At 71.2% G+C, this 20,777-nt stretch carries 15 protein-coding genes and 1 tRNA gene; 7 read left to right on the forward strand and 9 right to left on the reverse strand.

What is annotated here, in order from left to right; genetic code table 11:
• Nucleotides 1–470: 470 nt before the first annotated feature.
• The 3 genes from C464_RS19615 to gltB all read left to right on the forward strand — a co-directional run bounded on the left by C464_RS19615 (nt 471) and on the right by gltB (nt 6,897).
• Nucleotides 471–1,676, forward strand: a complete 1,206-nt coding sequence (locus tag C464_RS19615; RefSeq protein WP_006113079.1) for a PGF-CTERM sorting domain-containing protein — start codon at nt 471–473, stop codon at nt 1,674–1,676.
• Between the two features lie 102 nt (nt 1,677–1,778).
• A complete protein-coding gene (locus C464_RS19200; RefSeq protein ID WP_006113080.1) occupies nt 1,779–1,946 on the forward strand; it encodes an HEWD family protein in 168 nt (55 codons plus the stop codon).
• Nucleotides 1,947–2,178: 232 nt separating this feature from the next.
• Nucleotides 2,179–6,897, forward strand: coding sequence for a glutamate synthase large subunit (gene gltB / locus C464_RS07705; RefSeq protein ID WP_006113081.1), 4,719 nt, complete (start codon nt 2,179–2,181; stop codon nt 6,895–6,897).
• Nucleotides 6,898–6,921: 24 nt separating this feature from the next.
• Here the strand turns inward: gltB and C464_RS07710 are convergent, their stop codons facing one another.
• The gene (locus tag C464_RS07710) at nt 6,922–8,997 is read right to left on the reverse strand and encodes an ABC transporter ATP-binding protein (protein ID WP_006113082.1); all 2,076 of its coding nucleotides are present in this window, start codon (nt 8,995–8,997) and stop codon (nt 6,922–6,924) included.
• A 464-nt stretch (nt 8,998–9,461) separates the two neighbouring features.
• Here C464_RS07710 and C464_RS07715 point away from each other — a divergent pair, with 464 nt between their 5' ends.
• The 3 genes from C464_RS07715 to C464_RS19855 all read left to right on the forward strand — a co-directional run bounded on the left by C464_RS07715 (nt 9,462) and on the right by C464_RS19855 (nt 10,585).
• Complete coding sequence (locus tag C464_RS07715; RefSeq protein WP_006113083.1) at nt 9,462–9,998, forward strand: SRPBCC family protein; 537 nt, start codon at nt 9,462–9,464, stop codon at nt 9,996–9,998.
• Nucleotides 9,999–10,069: 71 nt separating this feature from the next.
• Nucleotides 10,070–10,141 (forward strand) — tRNA-Ala (locus tag C464_RS07720).
• Nucleotides 10,142–10,456: 315 nt separating this feature from the next.
• Nucleotides 10,457–10,585 carry a hypothetical protein gene (locus C464_RS19855; protein ID WP_006113084.1) on the forward strand — a complete coding sequence of 43 codons (129 nt, stop codon included), beginning with the start codon at nt 10,457–10,459 and terminating at the stop codon, nt 10,583–10,585.
• 48 nt (nt 10,586–10,633) lie between these two features.
• Here C464_RS19855 and C464_RS07725 read toward each other — a convergent pair whose 3' ends face one another.
• Together C464_RS07725 and C464_RS07730 are read right to left on the reverse strand one after the other, a co-directional pair.
• A complete protein-coding gene (locus C464_RS07725; RefSeq protein ID WP_006113085.1) occupies nt 10,634–12,160 on the reverse strand; it encodes a zinc metalloprotease in 1,527 nt (508 codons plus the stop codon).
• 144 nt (nt 12,161–12,304) lie between these two features.
• Complete coding sequence (locus C464_RS07730) at nt 12,305–14,065, reverse strand: L-lactate permease (RefSeq protein WP_006113086.1); 1,761 nt, start codon at nt 14,063–14,065, stop codon at nt 12,305–12,307.
• A gap of 262 nt (nt 14,066–14,327) precedes the next feature.
• On the opposite strand from C464_RS07730, the gene C464_RS07735 reads away from it, so the two are divergent.
• Nucleotides 14,328–14,873 (forward strand): PAS domain-containing protein, encoded by a 546-nt coding sequence (locus C464_RS07735; RefSeq protein WP_006113087.1) that lies wholly within the window; start codon nt 14,328–14,330, stop codon nt 14,871–14,873.
• 16 nt (nt 14,874–14,889) lie between these two features.
• Here the strand turns inward: C464_RS07735 and C464_RS07740 are convergent, their stop codons facing one another.
• The 6 genes from C464_RS07740 to purB all read right to left on the reverse strand — a co-directional run bounded on the left by C464_RS07740 (nt 14,890) and on the right by purB (nt 20,671).
• The gene (locus tag C464_RS07740; RefSeq protein WP_006113088.1) at nt 14,890–16,458 is read right to left on the reverse strand and encodes a phytoene desaturase family protein; all 1,569 of its coding nucleotides are present in this window, start codon (nt 16,456–16,458) and stop codon (nt 14,890–14,892) included.
• A gap of 101 nt (nt 16,459–16,559) precedes the next feature.
• Complete coding sequence (locus C464_RS07745) at nt 16,560–17,237, reverse strand: metal-dependent hydrolase (protein ID WP_006113089.1); 678 nt, start codon at nt 17,235–17,237, stop codon at nt 16,560–16,562.
• A complete protein-coding gene (locus C464_RS07750) occupies nt 17,238–17,906 on the reverse strand; it encodes a hypothetical protein (RefSeq protein ID WP_006113090.1) in 669 nt (222 codons plus the stop codon).
• A gap of 42 nt (nt 17,907–17,948) precedes the next feature.
• Nucleotides 17,949–18,713 carry a sensor domain-containing protein gene (locus C464_RS07755; protein ID WP_006113091.1) on the reverse strand — a complete coding sequence of 255 codons (765 nt, stop codon included), beginning with the start codon at nt 18,711–18,713 and terminating at the stop codon, nt 17,949–17,951.
• 49 nt (nt 18,714–18,762) lie between these two features.
• Nucleotides 18,763–19,113 carry a zinc ribbon domain-containing protein gene (locus C464_RS07760; protein WP_006113092.1) on the reverse strand — a complete coding sequence of 117 codons (351 nt, stop codon included), beginning with the start codon at nt 19,111–19,113 and terminating at the stop codon, nt 18,763–18,765.
• 91 nt (nt 19,114–19,204) lie between these two features.
• Nucleotides 19,205–20,671 (reverse strand): adenylosuccinate lyase, encoded by a 1,467-nt coding sequence (gene purB / locus C464_RS07765; RefSeq protein ID WP_006113093.1) that lies wholly within the window; start codon nt 20,669–20,671, stop codon nt 19,205–19,207.
• Nucleotides 20,672–20,777 lie beyond the last annotated feature (106 nt).

The following is a 20,777-nucleotide window of genomic DNA, read 5'->3' on the forward strand; positions in this document are numbered from 1 at the left end:
GGTCCATTCCTGTTTCTCAGTCTGGCATCTATACTGTCGGAGTACGCGATCTAAATACCGGTCTCAGTACTACCCAAGATGTTAATGTTGCCAAAGGTAGAACCGCTGCTGTCCGTACGGGCTCTCAGGGTAATCCCCATAGTGGAGGCCATCTCAACCTATCTCTTAATTCAACATATAACCGCTCATCAGTTCATGTAACTGGACCTAATAACACCACTACCACACTCAAGCTGAAAACCACGAATAGAGGCCCTACACCAGTCGAGCTCAACACCTACGCGACACCCCGGTCTCCCTCCGAATTCGTCTCTACCGGATCCGGGGTCAGCGTCGAGTCGGTCGCGGGCGATACCGATCCGCTCTCGCCCGGAACGTACGACCTCACGCTGCGTTCGGAACACGGTACCGCGGTCACCAACGACACCGCGACGGTCACCGTCGAACCTCGCTCGACGAACGACCTGTCCGTGTACACCACGCGGCGCGTCGCCCCCGGCGGCTTCGGGAACGCGACGGGGGTTCGAGACGCGATCGCCGACGGAACGCTCGCCCCCGCGACGTCCGCGACCGCGAACGACACGGTCGTCTACGCGGTGAACGCGACCGGCCTGACCGGGCTCCCGGCGAGCGCGAACGTCTCGCTCGACCGCGGCGCGGACCTCGCCCGACTCGACGGGCTCTCGTTCGGCGTCGCGCCGACGAACGCGAGCACTGCCGACGTTGACGCCGCCGCCGACGGGCTCGGACGAGTACCGAACGAGTCCGCGGTCCACCTCGACCGTCGCGGTCTGTACCTCGTCGCCGACGGCGACCGCGCCTTCGGCACCGAGGATCCTCCCGCGACCGGCCGGTCGTTCGAGGCGACGTTCCGGGTCGACGACGACCGACTGCGCCGGACCGCGACGGGCGACGACCACCGGGTGACGGCCCCGCTGCGTTACGCGTCGGCCGCTCCGGGAGACGACGCCGACGGAAACGAGACGGGAGACGATCCGACGGGGGCTCCACCGGTGAGCGGCGGGCCGAACGACCCGGAGGCTCCGGGCTCGTCCGGGCCGTCGGACGGCTCCGGAGGGTCGGGCGCATCCGGCGGCTCCGGAGCCTCGGGAGGCTCGGCCGGCGGCGGGTCGACCGCCGGCGGTGGTCCGGTCGGGGGCTCGGGCGGGTCGGGAGACCCCGCCGGCTCTCCCGGCCCGGTCGCCGACGGCAACGGTACCGGCTCGGGCGTCCCGTTCGGAACCGGTGGATCGCCGGAGCTGGACGCGAACGGTTCCGCGACCGGCCCGGGGAGCGAGATATCGATCGCTCCCGGCGTGTCCGACCTCCCGCCCACGGTTGGTCCGCCGGAACTCTTCGGCACCGGCCGGTTCGATCGCGGCGCGGACGGCCTCTCGGCGGTCGGGCCGCGGCCGACAGACGGGGGGTCGACCGACGCCGGCGAGCGGGAGAGCAACGACGCGACCGGAGCCGGCTCGGCCGACTCGGCGGAGTCGACCGACGCTCCGGGGGACAACGATCCGTCTCCCGACGAGGCCGCCGCGCGCGACCTCGGATACGACGAGGCGCCGATCCGTTCGACCGCGTACGATCTCCCCGGTTTCGGCCCCGTCGCGTCGCTCGCGGCCCTGGCCGCCGCGTCCTTGGTCGCCCGGCGTCGCGGACGCGGGTCGTAACGCCACGCCCAGCGGCTGCTCCGTCTGCGCGTCGCCGGAACGGGTCACCGCGGTCCGACGACCGCCGGTACGCTTTTGCGCGGCGACGCCGTTCGACCCGGTATGAACGCGACGATCACACCGCCGAAGGAGCGCGCGTGCGAACTGTGCGGGCGCGAAGAGCGGTGGGACGACGAGGCCGACGGGTGGCGCATCGCGGACGACCCCGGCAACGTCTACTGTATCCACGAGTGGGACATCAACGGGACGTTCGTCCCCCTCGAAGAGTGATCGGCGGCTGAACGTTCTGCCACTTCTCTCGGAAAACGTGAAACGTTCGAGACGCGTCGCCGGTAGACGGGTTGGATTGGTACTCGGTACCGCGTAACTTCTGATCGATCCCAAAGTGTGTGATCTATTCACCACCCGTTATGAATAATTACCTTATATTCCCTAATGTGTGTACGATGGATCCTACCCCTATCAGGGTCATACCTTTACCTGTTCACTCGTGAGCAGACGTATGACCAAGTCACGTAGTACCACCCGGGGCGTACGCGACTCGGAGTCCTCGGGTCAGGAGGGGGGACTCGCGGATCCGACGGACGACCGTTCGAACTGCGGTATCGGCGGGGTCGTCGACCTCGACGGCGCGCCGACGCACGAGACCGTCACGGACGCGGTCACGCTGCTCGAGAACCTCGAACACCGCGGGACGACGGGCGCGGAAGAGAACACCGGCGACGGTGCGGGGATCATGGTCGCGCGGCCCGACGAGTTCTTCCGCGAGGTCGTCGACGCGGACCTGCCGGACGAGTACGCCGTCGGCTCCGTGTTCATGCCGCCCGAACCCGGCGTTCAGGCCGAGATCCACGACGTCATCGCCGAGGTGTGCGCGGTCTACGGGCTGGAAGTGCTCGCGTGGCGGTCGGTCCCGACCGACAACTCGGACCTCGGCGCGACGGCGCTCGACTCGGAGCCGGAGGTGTCGCAGGTGTTCGTCGCGCCCGTCGAGGGCGCGGGGCTCGCCCAGCGGTTCACCGAGGTGGGGAACCGCCCCGACGACGCCGACCCCGACCTGCTCGGTTTCGACCGCGCGCTGTACGCCGCCCGCCGCGAGATCGAGAACGCGGTGTCCGGGGTCGACGGCGCCGGCCGCTTCTACGTCTGCTCGCTCGACCGCCAGCGCGTCGTCTACAAGGGCCTGCTGATGGGGTCGCAGATCGCCGACTACTACCCGGACCTGACCGACGAGCGGTTCGCGAGCCACGTCGCCTTGGTCCACGCGCGGTTCTCGACGAACACGCTCGGCGCGTGGCACCTCGCGCACCCGTACCGCAACATCGTCCACAACGGCGAGTTCAACACGATCCGCGGGAACGTCAACTGGATGCGGGCCCGCGAGAACGACCTCGACCACCCGGCGTTCGGGGCCGAGCTCGACACGATCAAGCCGGTGATCGACGACCCGAACCAGTCCGACACCGCGAGCGTCGACAACGCGCTCGAACTCCTCCTCCAGACCGACCGCGACCTCCCGCACGCCCTCCGAATGCTGATCCCGGAGGCGTTCCGCGGCGACGACCTGATGGACGAGGACCGCGCCGACTTCTACGACTACCACGCGTCGCTCGTCGAGCCGTGGGACGGCCCGGCCCTCGTCATCGGCTTCGACGGCGAGCGGGTCGCCGGCGTCCTGGACCGCAACGGCCTCCGCCCGTGCCGCTACGAGGTGACGACCGACGACCGACTCGTCGTCGGCAGCGAGGTGGGCGCGCTCCCGACCGAGCCCGCCGACGTGCGCCGCCGCGGGCGGCTCCAGCCCGGCGAGATCTTCGTCGCAGACCCCGAGGCGGGCCGGATCGTCCCCGACGACGAGGTGTTCGAGGAGCTCACCGACGAGAAGTACGGGGAGTGGGTCGACGACGGTCAGGTCGCCCTCGACGAGATCGCCGAGGAGGACGACACTGCGGCGGGGGTCGGTGCGGACGACGACGCGGTCGGAACCGACGCGGACGCCCCTGACGGCGGCGACGCGGACGGTCCCGAACCCACCGTCCGCGCCCATCAGGCCGCGTTCGGCTACACGACCGACTCGCTGAACCACCTCGTCGAGCCGATGGCGAAAGAGGGGAAAGACCCCGTGGGGTCGATGGGCGACGACACGCCGCTGTCCGTGCTCACCGACGTCGACCGCCCCCTCTTCACCTACTTCAAGCAGCTGTTCGCGCAGGTGTCGAACCCGCCGATCGACTACATCCGCGAGGAGCTCGTCACCTCGCTCGAGACCCGGATCGGGAACCAGCGCAACCTGCTCGCGGAGACGCCGGAACACGCCGAGCAGATCGTCTCCGACTCCCCGGTCCTGACGGACGCCGAGACGACCGCGCTCCGCGACCTGCCCGGCCCGGGCGAGCGACGTCCGAGCGGGCCCGACGGCGACTCCGACGGCCCCGCGTTCACCTCCGTGACCGTCGACGTCACCTACGACCGCGACGACTCGCTCGTGGACGCCGTGAACCGCCTCCGCGAGGACGCCGCGGCGGCCATCGAGGACGGGGCCGACGTCGTCGTCCTCTCCGACCGCGCCGTCGGTCCCGACCGGCTCGCGGTGCCGAGCCTGCTCGCGACCGGCGCGGTCCACCACCACCTCGTCCGGAACGGGCTGCGCAACCGCGCGGGGCTCGTCGTCGAGTCGGGCGAGCCGCACGAGGTCCACCACCTCGCGACGCTCGTCGGCTACGGCGCGGACGCGCTCGACCCGTACCTCGCGTACGCCTCCATCGCCGACGTGGTCGCCGGTCCCGACGGAGCCGCGGAGGACGAGGCGCTCGCGGCGTACCGCCACGCGCTGGAGGACGGCCTCCTGAAGACGATGGCGAAGATGGGCATCTCGACGATGGAGTCGTACCAGGGCGCGCAGATCTTCGAGGCGGTCGGCCTCGACTCCGACTTCGTCGCCGAGTACTTCGAGGGGACGGAGATCCGCACCGAGGGGATCGGCGTCGAACAGATCGAAGACGACCTCCGGACCCGCCACGCGATGGCGTTCGGCGCCGACCCCCAACTGGAGACGATCGGCGAGTACGAGCACCGCTCGTCCGGCGTGAAACACGGCTGGAACCCCCAGACGGTCGGGACCCTCCAGCAGGCGGTCCGCGGCGGCGACTACGAGCAGTATCAGGAGTTCGCCGACCTGGTGAACGACCAGACCGAGGAGCTCCAGTCGCTGCGCGGCCTCCTCGAGTTCGACTCCGACCGCGACCCGGTTCCGGTCGAGCAGGTCGAGCCGGTCGAGTCGATCGTCGAGCGCTTCTCGACGGCCGCGATGAGCCTCGGGAGCCTCTCGCCGGAGGCCCACGAGAACAACGCCATCGCGATGAACCGGCTGGGCGCGAAGTCGAACACGGGCGAGGGCGGCGAGCCCCCGGAGCGGTTCGACACCGAGAAGGAGTGTACGGTCAAGCAGGTCGCCTCCGGTCGCTTCGGGGTCACCTCGGAGTACCTCGCGAACGCGGAGGAGCTCCAGATCAAGATGGCGCAGGGGTCGAAGCCGGGCGAGGGCGGCCACCTCCCCGGCGAGAAGGTGAACGAGATGATCGCGCACGTCCGGTGTTCGACCCCCGGCGTCGGGCTCATCTCGCCGCCGCCCCAACACGACATTTACTCCATCGAGGACCTCAAGCAGCTCATCTTCGACCTGAAGGCCGCCAGCCCGGAGGCCGACGTCAACGTGAAGCTGGTCTCGGAGGCGGGGATCGGCACCATCGCGGCCGGGGTCGCGAAGGCGAACGCGGACGTCGTCCACGTCTCCGGTCACGACGGCGGGACGGGCGCGTCGCCGAAGACCTCGATCAAGAACGCCGGGCTCCCGTGGGAGCTCGGGCTCGCGGAGGCGAACCAGATGCTCCGCGCCACCGGGCTGCGCGACCGCATCCGCGTCTCCGCGGACGGCGGGCTGCGCACCGGGCGCGACGTCGCGGTCGCGGCCGCGCTCGGCGCGGAGGAGTACATCTTCGGCACCGCGTCGCTCGTCACCTCGGGCTGCGTGATGGCCCGGCAGTGCCACGAGAACACGTGTCCGGTCGGCGTCGCCACCCAGCGCGAGGACCTCCGCCAGCGGTTCCCCGGCCAGCCGGACCACGTCATCAACTACATGACGTTCATCGCGCAGGAGCTGCGCGAGATCATGGCCGAGCAGGGGTACACCGAGCTGGAGGAGTTCATCGGCCGGCCCGGGCTGCTCGCCCAGCGCGAGACGGACCACGAGAAGGCGAAGCACCTCGACCTCTCGGCGGTCATCGCCGAGCCCGCCGGCGAGTCCCGCACGAAGGTCCGCGAGCAGGCGCACGGCGGCATCGACGACCTGCTCGACTGGGACCTCATCGACGAGGCCGCGCCCGCCATCGAGGACGGCGCGCCGGTCGCGCTCACCCGCGACGTGCGAAACGTCGACCGCGCGGTCGGCGCGACGCTCTCGAACCGGGTCGTCTCCGAACACGGCGGCGACGGGCTCCCGGACGACACGGTCTCCTGCCGGTTTAACGGCGAGGCCGGACAGAGCTTCGGCGCGTTCCTCGCGCCGGGGATCACGATGGAGCTGTCGGGCGCCGCCAACGACTACGTCGGCAAGGGGCTCTCCGGCGGTCGCATCGTGATCGACACGCCCGCGGAGGCGGCGTACGACCCGACCGAGAACGTCGTCGCCGGGAACGTCTGCCTGTACGGTGCGACCTCGGGCGAGATGTACGTCAACGGCGTCGCCGGCGAGCGGTTCGGCGTCCGCAACTCCGGCGTGAAGGCGGTCGTCGAGGGCGTCGGCGACCACGGCTGCGAGTACATGACCGGCGGCGTCGTCGCCGTCCTCGGCGACACCGGTCGCAACTTCGCGGCCGGGATGTCTGGCGGTATCGCGTACGTGTACGACCCGGACGACCGGTTCGCCGACCGCGTGAACCGCGGCATGGTGTCGGTCTCCGAGACGCTCGACGAGTCCGACGAGCGGATGCTCCGCCGCCTCGTCGAGAACCACCGCGCGTACACCGACAGCGGGCGCGCGGCCGACCTGCTCGACGACTGGAACGCCGCGCTCGACGACTTCGTCCGCGTCTTCCCCGACGCGTACGCCGACGTCATCGCCGAGGGGGTCGGCGAGGACGTTCGCGAGGACCCGCCCGCGCCCGCCGCCGCGGTGCCGGGGGCCGAGGCCGACGCGGCCGGGCAGGTCTCGGGCGACGACTGAGACGCAGCAAGGAGAGACCGCCGGTCAGTCCGGCGTCTCCGAGTCGACCTCGGTCTCGGTCGCCCGCTCGACCGCCCGGTCGACGTGGCGCTCGCGGGCGCGCTCGACGAACTCCTCCGGGAGCTCGTCTATCTCGCCGGCCTGAACGCCCCAGAGCTTCGCGTAGAGGCCGTCCGCGGCGAGCAGTTCGTCGTGGCTCCCCCGCTCGACGACCTCGCCGTCCTCCAGCACGAGCGCGGCGTCGGCGTCGGTGACCGTCGAGAGGCGGTGCGCGATGACGAACGTGGTGCGGTCGGCCGCGAGGCGGTCGAGCGACCGCTGGATCAGCATCTCGGTCTCGGTGTCGACCGCCGAGGTCGCCTCGTCTAAGATCAGGATCGCCGGGTCTTGGAGGACGACTCGGGCGATGGCGAGCCGCTGGCGCTGGCCGCCGGAGAGCTTCACGCCCCGCTCGCCGATCCGCGTCTCGTAGCCGTTCGGCAGCGAGGCGATGAACTCGTGGGCCTCCGCGGCCTTCGCGGCCTCAACGACGCGGTCGCGGACCTCGCCCTCGTCGACGTCCGCCTCGTCGATCCGCGTGAACCGCCCGTAGCGGATGTTCTCGGCGATCGTGCCGTCGAACAGCGTGGTGTCCTGCGCCACGTACCCCACCGACGAGCGGAGGCTCTCGACGGTCACGTCGCGGACGTCGTGGCCGTCGACGCGGATCGCGCCGTCGGTGACGTCGTACAGCCGGAGGAGGAGCTTGAGCAGCGTCGACTTCCCCGCGCCGGTCGGGCCGACGAGCGCGACGGTGTCGCCCGGGTCGGCCGAGAAGGAGACGCCGCTGAGGACCTCTTCGTCGGCGTCTTCCGGGTCGACGAGCGCGTTCTCCGGGTACGCGAAGGAGACGTCGTCGTACTCGACGGCCCCCGCGACGCCGCCGTGGTCGGGGTCGCCGGCCGGCGTCACGCCGCCGTCGTTCCGGGTCCCGCCGTCGCTCTGCGCGCTCCCGCCGAGTTCGACCGCGTCCCCGTCGTCCTCGATGCGGACCGGGATGTCGCGCAGGCCGAACACGCGCTCGCAGGAGGCCTTCGCGTTCTCGTACTGGTCGATGATGTTCGACACCTCCGCGAGCGGGGCGACGAACTGCTGGGTGAGGAGGACGAACGTGACGAACGTCCCGACGGTCAGTTCGGTCGTGAAGGGGCCCGGCGGCCCGTTCGCGAGCCAGAAGCCGCCGACCGCGAAGGTGGCGGCGAACGCCAGCCCGGCGAGCAGCTCCATCCCCGGTCGGTAGACGTAGTTGAGCCGGAGGATCGACATCGTGCGTCGGAAGTACGAGAAGGAGGCGTCCTCGACGCGCTCGCTCTCGTGGGCCTCCGTGTTGGAGGTCTTCACCAGCTCGACGCCGGAGAGCGCGTTCTCGAGGGCGGTGTTGAGGTCGCCGACGACCGAGCGCTGCGCGACGTACCGCGGTTCGACGGCGCGCATGAACCACAGCGTGAAGAGGAACATCAGCGGGATGGCGGCGAGGGTGACGACCGCGAGCTCGTAGTTGTAGTAGACGAGGACGGTCGCGATCCCGACGACCATCACGCCCAGCCGCGCGGAGTTCTGGAGGGCGTTGTCGAGGAACACCTCCAGGTTCGAGGCGTCGTTGTTGAGGACGGACATGACCTCGCCGGTCTGTTTGTCGTCGAAGAAGGTCATGTCGAGCCGCTGCATCTGGTCGAAGGAGTCGGTGCGGACCGCGTGCATCACGCGGTGCGCGAAGTTGTTCGCCGCGATGCCGTAGACGTACGTGAACACGCCCGTCACGATGAACGACCCGAAGATGAGCAGCACCGAGAGGCGGAACTGCGCGGGCTCGGCGGTCGGCAGCCACGCGTCGGGGACGATCGGGAGCGTGTAGGGGCCGGAGCCGGTGAAGACGGCGTCGATGGCGACGCCGAGGACGACCGGCGGGATCAGCCCCGCGACCCGGGCGACGACGTTGGCGACCATCCCGATCACCAGCCAGTGCGCCTCGGAGGCCCCGTACTCGCGGAACAGCCGGCCGAGCGGTCGGTCCACCCTGTCGCGGTACACTTCGAAGGCGTTGCGGTCGTCGGCAGCCATAGCCGTACGAGCGCCGGAAGCCCCATGTATCCGGCGGCTTCGGCGGCCCGTTCCGGGTCCCGCCGAGCGCGATTCTCGATCTGCGATCGTTTATAAACACCAACTGAGTGTGGCGGCGCGTGCCGACGAGCAGCCGTCGGCTGCGAGTCGCACGCGCGAGGGAGTCGCGGTCGCCGGAGCGACGCGGAGGCGACCGCGACGAGGCTGGGGAGGCGTGAGGTGCTGTGCGATGCGGTCGGGCGGGACTCGAAGGGGCAGCCGCGAGGACGAAGCACGGCGACGCACGCACTGGAAGGAGCGAGCGGAGCGAGCGACTGAAGCGCACAGCGAGTCGCGCGAGTCCTCGCGGCTGGGGCTTCGATGGCGTTCACCGTCACTCCGCAATCGACGGCGAGTGCGACGGGAACAACCCCGGAACCCTCGGTCGCCGGACGGTTTAATAAGCGTCGCGCGAACTCACGTACGTGGACGAACTCGTCGTGAGCACGGAGGTGTACGCCGACCCCGAGGACGTGTACGCGTTCCTGCTCGACTTCCCGCAGTACGCGAACTACTCCGAGTACCTCCGGGAGGTGAAGACGGTCACCGGCGACGGCGGCCCCGGGACCCGGTACGCGCTCACGTTCGCGTGGTGGAAGATATCCTACACCGCCCACTCCAGGGTGACCGGCGTGGAGCAGCCCGAGCGGATCGACTGGGAGATCACGAAGGACATCGACGCCGGGGGCCGCTGGCGGGTGACGCCGGCGGCGACCGACGGCGGCGACGCGGACGGAGACGCCCCCTGCGAGGTCGCGCTCGAAGTCGAGTTCGACCCCGGCTCCGCCAGCCCGGACGCGCTCGACATACCGCGGCTCGTCTCGTTCGACTGGGTGTTGAAGAAGGCGATCCCGCTGATCAGAGGCGAGGCGGAGCGCGTCGTCGAGCGCGCCGTCCGCGACCTCGAGGGGTCGACGCGGGACGTCGACCTCGACGTGTACGTCGATTCCGACCGGATCTGATCGACGGCCCGGCCGCGTCGCCGAGTCGAAGGCCTTAATATATCCAGCGGGGAACGAACGAATGCGTTCGAGGGCTCGTAGATCAGTGGTAGATCATCCCCCTGGCACGGGGAAGGCCCGGGGTTCAAATCCCCGCGAGTCCACTCGACTCACTTCGTTCGTCTCGTTCCCTCGCGTGGTCCCACTCGCTCGCTGCGCTCGCTCGCGGGACCCCCGCGAGTCCATGATTTTGCGCCGCGAGCAACGTCGCGAGCGGCGCACATCTGTAGTGAGCGGGGAGTTGAACCCTGCCAGTCGCGCGCAGCGAGCGGAGCGAGCGAGCACGTCTGGTTCTGGTTCAAATCCCCGCGAGTCCATTCCTTCGCTCACTTCGTTCGCTCAGTCATTCCCTCGCGTGGTCCCACTCGCTCCCTACGGTCGCTCGCGGGACCCCCGCGAGTCCACTCGACTCACTTTGCTTGGTAGTCTTCTCTCTCGTAATCGTCGACGGCGACGGCGCGACCTCCTACGTGTGGGTTGTCGACGACACGCAGACGGAACCGGACTACGGCGAGGTTCTCGAAGCGGCCGCCGCGGCCGCCGCCTGACCCCCCGCGGCGAACCCCTCCCGGCTCACCCCGACTACACCTCCCGGCTCACGCCGGCCACGCCTCCCGCTCCCGACGGTCCGTCTCGTCCGAGAGCGCCGGCGGCACCTCCTCCAACAGCACCGGCGCGAGCGACGCGCCGACGTGCCACGCGACGACCTCGCTGTCTAACTCCTCCAAGCGCACGTCCTGTTGCCCGTAGAACTCGCCGTCGACCGTACAGGACCCGCCGCCGTCGGCGAAGCAGACGTCGCCGCGGTCGTCGTAGGTGACCTGGACGTGCACCTCCCGGGCGCTGTCGACGAACTCCCACGCGAACCCGTCGCTCCCCCTGATCTCGTCGCTGGCCGCGAAGTAGTCGAGCGCCTCGGCGACCTCGTCCTCGACGCGCGTCGGAACGTCTCCGCTCTCGGCGCGGAGGTGGACCTTCACCGGGCGGTGGGTCGCGAGCGTGCTGGTCGCGCTCATCAGCCCGGCGGGCTCCTCCCCGTGTTCGAGCCCCTGAACGTGGCCGAGCTCGTGGATGATCGTCGCGTTCATCTCCGCGTCGGAAATGTTCGGCTCGACGGTCGCGGTCATCGGCGTCCGCGGCTCGTCGACGAGCAGGTCGGCGCAGCCGAAGTACCGCGCGTCGCCGTCCTCCACGCCGCAGCGGTCCACGCGGTCGAACCGGAGGACGACGTCGGCGCGGTCCGCGTCGGCCACCCGCTCGTAGGCGACCGGATAGCCGAGGTAGCGCTCGTCGTTCCGCTCCCAGTAGCCCGTCGCGGCCGCGACGACCGCGGTGACGTTCCGGTCGACCGCCTCGTCGTCGACGTAGAGCCCGAGCGTCGTCTTCCCGTACGGGCTCGGGTGGACCACCGACACGGTCCGCTCCCGCGTCCGGTTCGCCGTCGTCACGACGAGCGGGTGGTCGCCGCCGTCCAGTCGCACGGCCGCGAGGGAGACGGACACCCGCGCCTCCGCGCCGCCGTCGAGCGCGACCGTCCGGTTCGCGCTCGCGCCGGTCCCGTATCGAATCCGGACCGTCTGTGTGCCCGCCAGGTCGCCCGCGTTGGTCACGGTCGCCGTCACCGAGAGGGGCTCGCCGTAGTCGACGCCGTCCGGGACGTCGACGTCGGAGACGACGAACGTCGCCGCCCGCGGCTCCGCGACGACCAGCCGCCGCGTCGCGTTCGCCTCCCCGACGGACACCCGCAGCTCGTGCTCGCCCGGGTCGAGCGTCGCGGCGTCGACCACCGCGGTCACCGTCATCGTGCCGTTCGCCGGGACGGAGCGGTTCTCGGCGAGCAGCGTCGTCTCGTCGACCCGGACCGCCGTTCGAACTCGACCGAGCGTCTCGTTCGATCCCTCCGCGCTCGCCGAGTCGCCGCCGTCCGCCACCCCTTCCCACCGCACGGTCGCCTCGACCGTCGCGCGCTCGTCGTGGCCGAGCGACTCGGGCGCGGAGACGGACTCGATTGACGGCGACGGGTCGCCGAGCGGCCCCTCACCGGTAATGTCCCCGGCCAGCCCGCCGCAACCGGCGAGCGCGACGAGCAGCGCGACGGCAGCGACGGCGACAGTGGTGCGCATCGTTCGTCCCGTTCTCCGAGACGGAGACACATAACGTTCGTTTCACCCGCCGATCACTTTTCGAGGCGACGACCGCTCGCCGCGGTCGGCCTCGACTCGCCTCGCCGTCGGCCTCGTCGGCCTCACCCCATCGCTGTCGGCCCGTCAGAACATCGCGGGGAACAGCAGGTAGACGAACCCCGCGGTCAGCAGTCCGCCGAAGCCGATGTAGTAGGCGACGGGGATCAGGTTCAGCCGGACGACCCGGCCCGTCTCCCCGACGAGCCCGACCGTGGCGAGCGCGGCGATCACGTTGTGGATCGCGATCGTGTTGCCGATCGCGGCACCGATCGTCTGCGCGCCGACGAGCAGCTGCGTCGAGAGGCCGAGCTCCCGCGCGATCTCGAACTGGAACGCCGCGAACGTCACGTTGCTCACGGTGATCGAGCCCGCGATGAACGCCCCGAGCGTGCCGACGGCGGGCGCGAGCAGCGGGTACGCGGCCCCGAACGTCGAGGCGGTCGCGTCCGCGAGGACGACGATCATGCTGCCGTCCGCGGTCGCGCCCGGGTGCGCCGCGGTCTGGAGCATCACCTCGACCATCGCGATGACGAACACCAGCGAGACGGCGGGCGAGACGATCTTCTCGCCGGCCTCGCGCCACGCGCTCGTCACGTCGCCCGCCGACATCCCGAACACCGGGACCGCGATCAGCGCGCTGACGAGGAGCCACGTCCCGGGCACGTACGCCCAGCCGATCGCCCCGTCGATGGTCGTGCCGAAGACGCCCGACGCCGCGATCGTCATCCCCGGCCCCTCTTGGAGGAACGTCGCGACCGGACCGATCACGCGCGTCCCGATGAGGAGGACGACGAGCGCGACGTACGGCGACCACGCCCGGACGAGCGACATCTCCGTGTCCCCGCCGAGGCTTCCCGCCCCCGTCGCTGTGTCCTCGACGTCGACGCTCGCCTCCGTCGACCCGTTCTCGCCGCCCGGTTCGATGCCGCCCACCCAGTGGTCGGGCCACTCCTCGCGGGGCGGGAACTCCCACTCCTCGTCGGGCAGCAGGTAGCCCGCCTGGAGCGTCGCCACCACGACGCCGCCGCCGAGCATCGCCGCGATCAGCGACGGGAGCTCCGGTCCGACGAACCACGCCGCCGCCGCGTACGGGACCGCGAACGCGACCCCGGCGAACAGACACAGCGGCGCGACGGCGAGCGCGGGCCCGAGCGACCGCTCGTCCGGGTCCGTCTCCCCGAAGAAGTACACGACCATCGCCACGGCGAGGAACGGCATGAGGGTCCCGAGCAGCCCGTTGAACACGGCCGCCCACCCGCCGGCGGCGGTCGAGTACGTCGCCACCGACTCGAAGCCGCCGCCGGTGATCGCGTCGGCGACCGCGCCGAGCGGCTGCTCGAACCCGACGATGATCGGCGTCCCGACCGCGCCGAACACGGTCGCGACCGCGTGGCCGATCAGCGCGGCGACGACCGCGGCGAACGCCGGGAACCCGAGCGCCAGGAGCAGCGGCGCGACCACGGCCGCGGGGGTCCCGAAGCCGGCGACCCCCTCGATGAACGTCGCGAGGAAGAACCCGAGCAGGACCACCTGAACGCGCCGGTCGTCGCTTATCGACGCGAAGCCGGCGTTGATCCGGTCGACCGCGCCGGAGTTCATCAGGGTGTACAAGAGCACCAGCGCGCCCAAGACGATCCACAGGATCTCGACGGCCGCCATCGCGCCGCTCACCGAGGCCGCGAGGATCCACTCCACCGGCATCCCCCACGCGAGGAACGCCACCGCCGCGGCCGCCGCCCACGCGACCGGCATCGCCCGAGAGGCGGGCCACAGGAGTCCGACGAGGAGCGCGGCGACGACGACGAGCGGCACCAGCGCCAGCGGCGCGCTCGCCCCCAGCGTCATCGCCGCCCACCCCTCGCGCCGCGGTCGAAACGTTCTCTCCTCCCCTCGATCCGACGCACCCGAGCGCCGTCCGCCGACTTTCTTCGTCGACTCATGTCGGTCTATGTGAATTATCTGTGTAATAAACGCCACGGCCGATTCTCGCCGATCGGGTCCCGGCGCGGCGTCCGCCGCCCGCGGTCGGGGCCGCCCCCCCCCCGCGGCGGCGTCGCTCCTCGCCCGCGACCGATAGCGGCTTGTCGCCTCGCGACCAAGCGTGCGCGTGACGCTCCGACGCGACGTCCTCGCGGCGATCGACGCCGACCGCGGAGCCTTCCGGACCCGGGTCTCGGCGCTGATCGACGAGCACGATATCGACGCCGTCTCGGTTCCGACGGAGTCCGATTCGCCCGCCGTCTCCGCCCCCGCGGCGTCCGACCACCCCGCCGACCGGACGGAGCGCGAAGCGGTCCTCGTCGACCGGGTCCGCGCGCTCGACGACTTCCCCCTCGGGCTCACGCTCACCGGCCCGGCGTACCGCGACACGCCCGTCGTCTACGTCAACCGTTGGTTCCGGGAGTGGACCGGGTACGCGCTCGACGAGCTCCGCGGTCGAAACCCCCGGCTGTTTCAGGCACCGGACGCCGACGCGGACGCCCGCGCCGACTTCCGCGAGGCGCTCTCGACGTGGTCGACGGTCACCGTCGAACTCCGCAACCGACGCCGAGACGGCACCCCGTTCGCGAGCCGCGTCTCGCTGCGGCCGCTGTTCGGTGACGCCGGCACGGTCACGCACTGGATCGCCGCCCAAGAGCCGGAGCCGCTCTGAGCGGCCGACGCGCCCCTCACCGCAGCGTCGACGTCGGGACGACCGACGGGAGCACGCCGCTTCCCGTCGCGTCCTCGACGACCGCCTCGGAGACGTGCTCGCCGCTGAGTAGGCACATCGGCATCCCGATGCCGGGGTTGGTGTACGCGCCGACGTAGTAGAGGCCGTCGACGCCGGGCGCGCGGTGCGCGGGGCGGAGCGGCCCGGTCTGTTCGAGCGTGTGCGACAGCGCCAGCGCGGTGCCGCGGGGCGCGTTGAACCGCTGCCGGAAGTCGGAGACGCAGGCGGTCTCCTCGAAGACGATCCGGTCGCGGAAGTCGACGCCGGCGTGTTCGGCGAGGTCGTCGAACACCAGCTCGCGGAACCGCTCGCGCGTCTCCGGGTCGTCGTCCAGCCCGGCGGCCAGCGGGACGAGCAGGAAGACGGCCTCGTGGCCGTCGGGGGCCGCCTCCGGGTCCGTCTTCGAGGGGACGTGGACGTAGTAGGCCGGGTCGTCCGGCCACGCCGGCTCGTCGAAGATGTCGTCGAAGTGCGGCCGCCAGTCGGTCGGGAACACGAGGGTGTGATGGTCCAAGTCGACGTCGCCCTCGACGCCGATGTACGAGAGGTACGCCGAGGGGGCGTACGTCCGCGACTCCCAGTACGACTCGCGGTCGACGGTCCCGGCCGGGAGGAGGTCGCGCTCGACGTGCGGCGGCGGCGCGTTCGCCACGACGCGGTCGAAGCGGTCGGTCGGCTCCTCGCTCGCGGTCTCGACGGTGAACGTCGGCGTCGCCGCCGGGACCGACGGCTCGATCGCGGTCACCGGCTCGCTCGTCCGGATCGCGACGCCCAGCTCGCGGGCGAGGTCGGCCATCGCGTCGACGACGCTCGCGATCCCCCCGACCGGGTGGTAGACGCCGAGGTTCATGTCGACGTGGCTCATCAGCGTGTAGATGGCCGGCGTGTTGTACGGCGAGCCGCCGAGGAAGACCAGCTTGTACTCCGCGATCTGCCGGAGCTTCTCGCTGTCGAAGTAGTCGCCGACGTAGTCGTCCATCCCGCGGAGCTTCGGGAGCGCCCGCCCGGACCGGAGTACGTCGGCGTCGACCATGTCGCGCAGCCGCGACCGGCTCGGGTAGACGAACCGGTCCATCCCGAGCTCGTACGCCTCCGCGGCGTCCGCGAGGTACTCGTCGAGCACGCCGCCCGCGCCCGACTCGTACGACTCGAACAGCGCCTTCTGCCCCTCGCGGTCCGCCGGCATCGACGCGCGGTCGCCGTCCTTCCAGATCACCTCGTACAGCGGGTCGAGTTCGACGAGGTCGTAGTAGTCGTCCGTCGACCGGCCGAAGTGTTCGAAGAACCGGTCGAACACCTCCGGCATGAGGTACCACGACGGGCCGGTGTCGATCCGGAATCCGTCGCGCTCGATCCGCCCGGCGTACCCGCCGGGGTGTTCGTTCCGCTCGAACAGCGTCACGTCCGCCCCCGCGCCGGCGAGGTACGAGGCCGCCGAGAGCCCGCCGAAGCCGGCTCCGACGACCGCGATCGACTCCCCGGCGAGCGGCTCGCCCGATAGGTCCGCGTCCGGTTGGGGTGTCATTACGTTCTCCTACGCGTTCGGGGACGTTTACCCTGCGGTCATACCATGTTAGGGACGCCGCAGTCGTGCGATTTCCTCGTCCGCGTCAGTCGCCGCCCGCGTCAGTCGTCGTCCGCGAGGCCGTCGCCCTGAAGCCGCCGCGCGCCGAGCGCGAACAGCCCCAGCCCGATCAGGTAGAGCCGCCACCCGGCGTTCGCGACCGGGAACCGCCGGTCGACCGGCTCCTCGACGTCGAGGTCCGGGTCGCGCGGCTGGACGGGGTTGTTGACGTGGACGGACTCGCTGGTGCCGCCCGCGCCCGCGTCGACGGTCCGCGACCCGGTCTCCGGGTCGACCCGCACGTCGACGAACGTCTGGACGAACCCGTCGGCCGTCGAGTAGAACGCCTCGCCCTCCAACTGGAAGAACCGGTCGCGGAGCGGCCAGAACGCGTTCACGCCGTCGAGGTGCGTCCAGTCGATCCCGACGTGCGCGAACGCGTGGACGAACAGGGCGACCCACGCGACCGCGATCCACCGCGCCGAGAGCCGCTCGCGGAGCCACGACCGCTTCCGGACCCGCGTGTCGACGTACAGCGCCAGCGCGGCGACCGCGGGGAAGACGAAGTTGTGGCCGACCGTGCGGTGCGCGCCGGGCATGACCGCCCCGAGGAAGCTGTCCGCCTCCGGCAGGACGACCACGACGAGCAGGACCGCGAGCGCCCGCCGGTCGAGGTCGTCGCGCAACAACGCGGCCGCGAGCAGCAGCGCGAACCCGGCGTGAACGATCGTCGAGGGCATTCAGCGGGTCACCCCCGAGTCGCGGTTCCGGGACCAGAACCGGACGGCGAGCGTCGCGGCCGCGGCGGCGACGGCGACCGACTGCCACCCCGACTCGACGAGCCGGAACTCGCGGGTCGCGCCCGCGTCGAGCCCGGGTCGCCCGTCCGGATTCACCCACGAAGCGACCGGGTCGGCGACCGCTCCGCCGACGCTCCGGAGGGGTAACGCGCCCGCGCCGTCGGCTCCCGGAACCAGGAACGTCTGGACGACGCCGTCCCGCGTCGAGAACACGAGCCGCCCGCGGACGACGTAGCGCGCGTCCTCCAGCGGGTACAGGAGCGACGCCCCCTCGCCGGCGAACAGCGCCGCGCCGATCCCGGCGACGACGTACGACGCGAGCGCGACCCACGCGACCCGCACGCCGCGGGGGCCGAAGCGCCCGCGGAGGGCCGACGCCGGCCGCAGCGCCGCGTCCCAGTAGAGCAGTCCGCCGGCGAGGAGCGGGACCCAGACCGCGTGGAGGAGGGCGTTGGTCGCGCCCGGGACGGCGAGGCTCGCCGCCGCGTCGAGCCCCGGGAGGAGCGCGGCCGCGACGACGACGGCGACCCCGCGGCGGTCGAACGCGGGGCCCAACAGCGCGGCCGCGAGCAGCGCGCCCACCGCCGCGCTCACGAGCGTCGGGGCCATACCGGTCCTGACGCTCGGAGGCGAATAAGCGCTCCGGGCGGGTCAGTCCGCCTCGCCCCGGTCGACCGCCGCGCCGGCGCCGCGGTTGTCCCTCCCACCTCGGTCGGCCACCTCGCGGTCAACGGTGACAGCGTCCGCCTCGCCGCCGGCGGCCGCCCCGCCTTCGACGCCGAGCAGCGCAACGGCCATCAGCCGAGCGCCGCCCGCGATCAGGTTCGTCAGGTGGAGTCCGACCAGCACCCCGGCGACGCCGACGGCGGCCGCGAGGGCGGCCTCGGGCGCGGCGTCGACCGTCCACACCACCGGGTCACCGTTCACCTCGCCGAACCGCTGAGCGAACGGGTACCGGGCCGGCGCGACGACGAGGGGGAGCGCGTTCGCGAGGACGAGGACCGGTGCGAACACCAGCAGCGCGACCCAGAACTTCAGCGAGAGGAACCCGAGCCCGCGCCACGTCGACGCCGCCGCGAGGTACGCCCGGACAGTCGCGGTCGCGCTCGCGGCCCCGTCGTCCGCGGCGGCGGGGAGGTCGTCCGGCGCGGCCAGATCGGTTCCGAGCAGACGGTTCGCCAGCCGGCGTTCGAGACCGGCGACGAGCCGCGAGCCGATCACCGCGACGATCAGGACGCCGATCCCGACGAGGACGACCGAGAAGACGAGCCCGAACGCGAGCGCGAACGTGGCGAGCCCCGAGTAGACGAACGCCGACAGGACCGCGATCAGCAGGTACAGCAGGTGGCGATACGTGCGGCCGTCGGCGACGACGCCGACGACGGGGAGGGACGTGAGCGGTCGGAGGGAGACCATACCGCGACTGGTCGTTCGTCCGACAAAAATCGGTCGCTCCCCCGGCGACTCACCCGAGGAAGAAGTCGATCGCGTCGCCGGACGACTGTCCCTTGTACAGCTCGGAGTAGCCGCAGTTCGCACAGGAGACGACCAGGAAGCTCCGGTTCTGGACGTCGAACATCTTGGTGAGCCCCGTCCCGCTGGTGGCGATCTCGTCGGTCTCCGTCTCGGTGCCCCCGCACTTCGGGCAGCCGTCACCGCCGTCGCCGCCGAGGGAGGCGGGACGGTCGTCGGAGCGGGAGCCGTCGCCGCGGCCGCCGGAGTCGTCCCGGCGGCTCCCGCCCTCGTCGGTCTCGTTTTCGATCAGTTCGTCGTCGTCGAAGAGCGAGTACTTCTCGTCGTCGGTTTCGGAGGGCATCGCCCGTAGCTCCCGCACCGAACGACAAACCTCTTGTGGCGGATCGCCCCTTCGGGCCGTGCGCTCCGCCGCGGCACGGTCGCGACCGGCCTTACTCGTCGATCTCGTCGACGAGCTCGTCGGCGACCCCGGTGTAGCCGGCCGGGGTCAGCGCCGTCAGCTCCGCGCGAACCTCGTCGTCGACGTCGAGGTCGGCGAACAGCTCCCGGAAGTCGTCGAGCGTCACCGACCGGCCGCGCGACAGCGCCTTCACGCGTTCGTACGCCTCGGTGTCGCCCTCCCGACGCAGGATCGTCTGGACCGCCTCGCCGATCACCTCGGGGGTCGCGTCCAGCTCCTCGCGCATAACCGCCTCGTTCGGGACGACCTTCGCGAGCCCGTCGGCGGCCTTCGAGTAGCCGATCAGGCAGTGCGCCAGCGCGGCCCCGACGTTGCGCTTGACGGTGGAGTCCGAGAGGTCGCGCTGGAGCCGCGAGCTCGTCACGTAATCGGCGAGGAACGTCAGGTCGCCGTTCGCCTTCGAGAGGTTCCCCTCGCTGTTCTCGAAGTCGATCGGGTTCACCTTGTGCGGCATCGTCGAGGACCCCGTCTCCCCCTCGACGGCCTCCTGACCGAGGTAGCGGTCGGAGACGTACAGCCACGCGTCCACGTCTAGGTCGAGGAGGACGTTGTTGACGCCCCGCAGCGCGTCGAACAGGGCCGCGAGGTCGTCGCAGGGGTTCACCTGCGTCGCGAGCGCGGTGTGTTCCAGGTCGAGGTCGCGCACGAACGACGCGGAGAACGCCCGCCAGTCGACGTCGGGGTAGGCGGCGCGGTGGGCCGCGAAGGTGCCCGAGGCCCCGGCGAGCTTCCCGGAGAGGTCCCCGTTCGCGACGACGACCCGCCCGAGCGCGCGGCCGAGCCGCGCGGCGTACACCGCCATCTCCTTGCCGAACGTGGTCGGCGTCGCGGGCTGGCCGTGGGTGCGCGCCAGCATGGGCGTGTCGCGGTACTCGTGTGCCAACTCGACGAGCGCGTCGCGGACCTCGCGGACCGCGGGGACGATCACCTCGCGCACCGCCGGCCCGACGAGGAGCCGGTGGGCGAGGTTGTTCACGTCCTCGCTCGTGAGTCCGAAGTGGATCCACGGGTACAGCGACTCCGCGTCGTCGAGCGGCGCGTCGGGGTCCTCTGCGACGTCCGCCAGCCGGACGCGGAGGAAGTACTCGACCGCCTTCACGTCGTGGTTGGTCGCGTCGTACCCCGCGGCCCCCTCGATCTCGAGGGCCTTGATCAGCCGCGCGTCCTCGGCCGAGAACGCCGCGTACACCTCGCGGAGCGCCGCCGCGGTCGCCTCGTCGAAGCCGATCGGCGTCGCGTCGAGCGCGCCCAGCGCGAGCAGGTACTCGACCTCGACGCGGGTCCGGGCGCGCATCAGCGCGGCCTCGCTCGCGTACGGGGACAGCGCCGCCGTTCGGCCGGCGTAGCGCCCGTCGAGCGGCGAGACGGCCGCGAGCGGGTCGTTCCGAGACAGCCCCGAGATGGCGTCGGCGGCTGTCGGTTCGGAGTCGTCGGTCATGTCCGCGACTGCCCCCGGAGCCAGCAAAAGCGTGTCGATGGGGCGACGCACGGACGTGGATCCGAACTCCGGTCGAACCGCGCCGAAACCGTGTTCCGATCCCCGA

The sequence above is a fragment of the Halorubrum coriense DSM 10284 genome, assembly GCF_000337035.1.
Lineage (GTDB): Archaea > Halobacteriota > Halobacteria > Halobacteriales > Haloferacaceae > Halorubrum > Halorubrum coriense.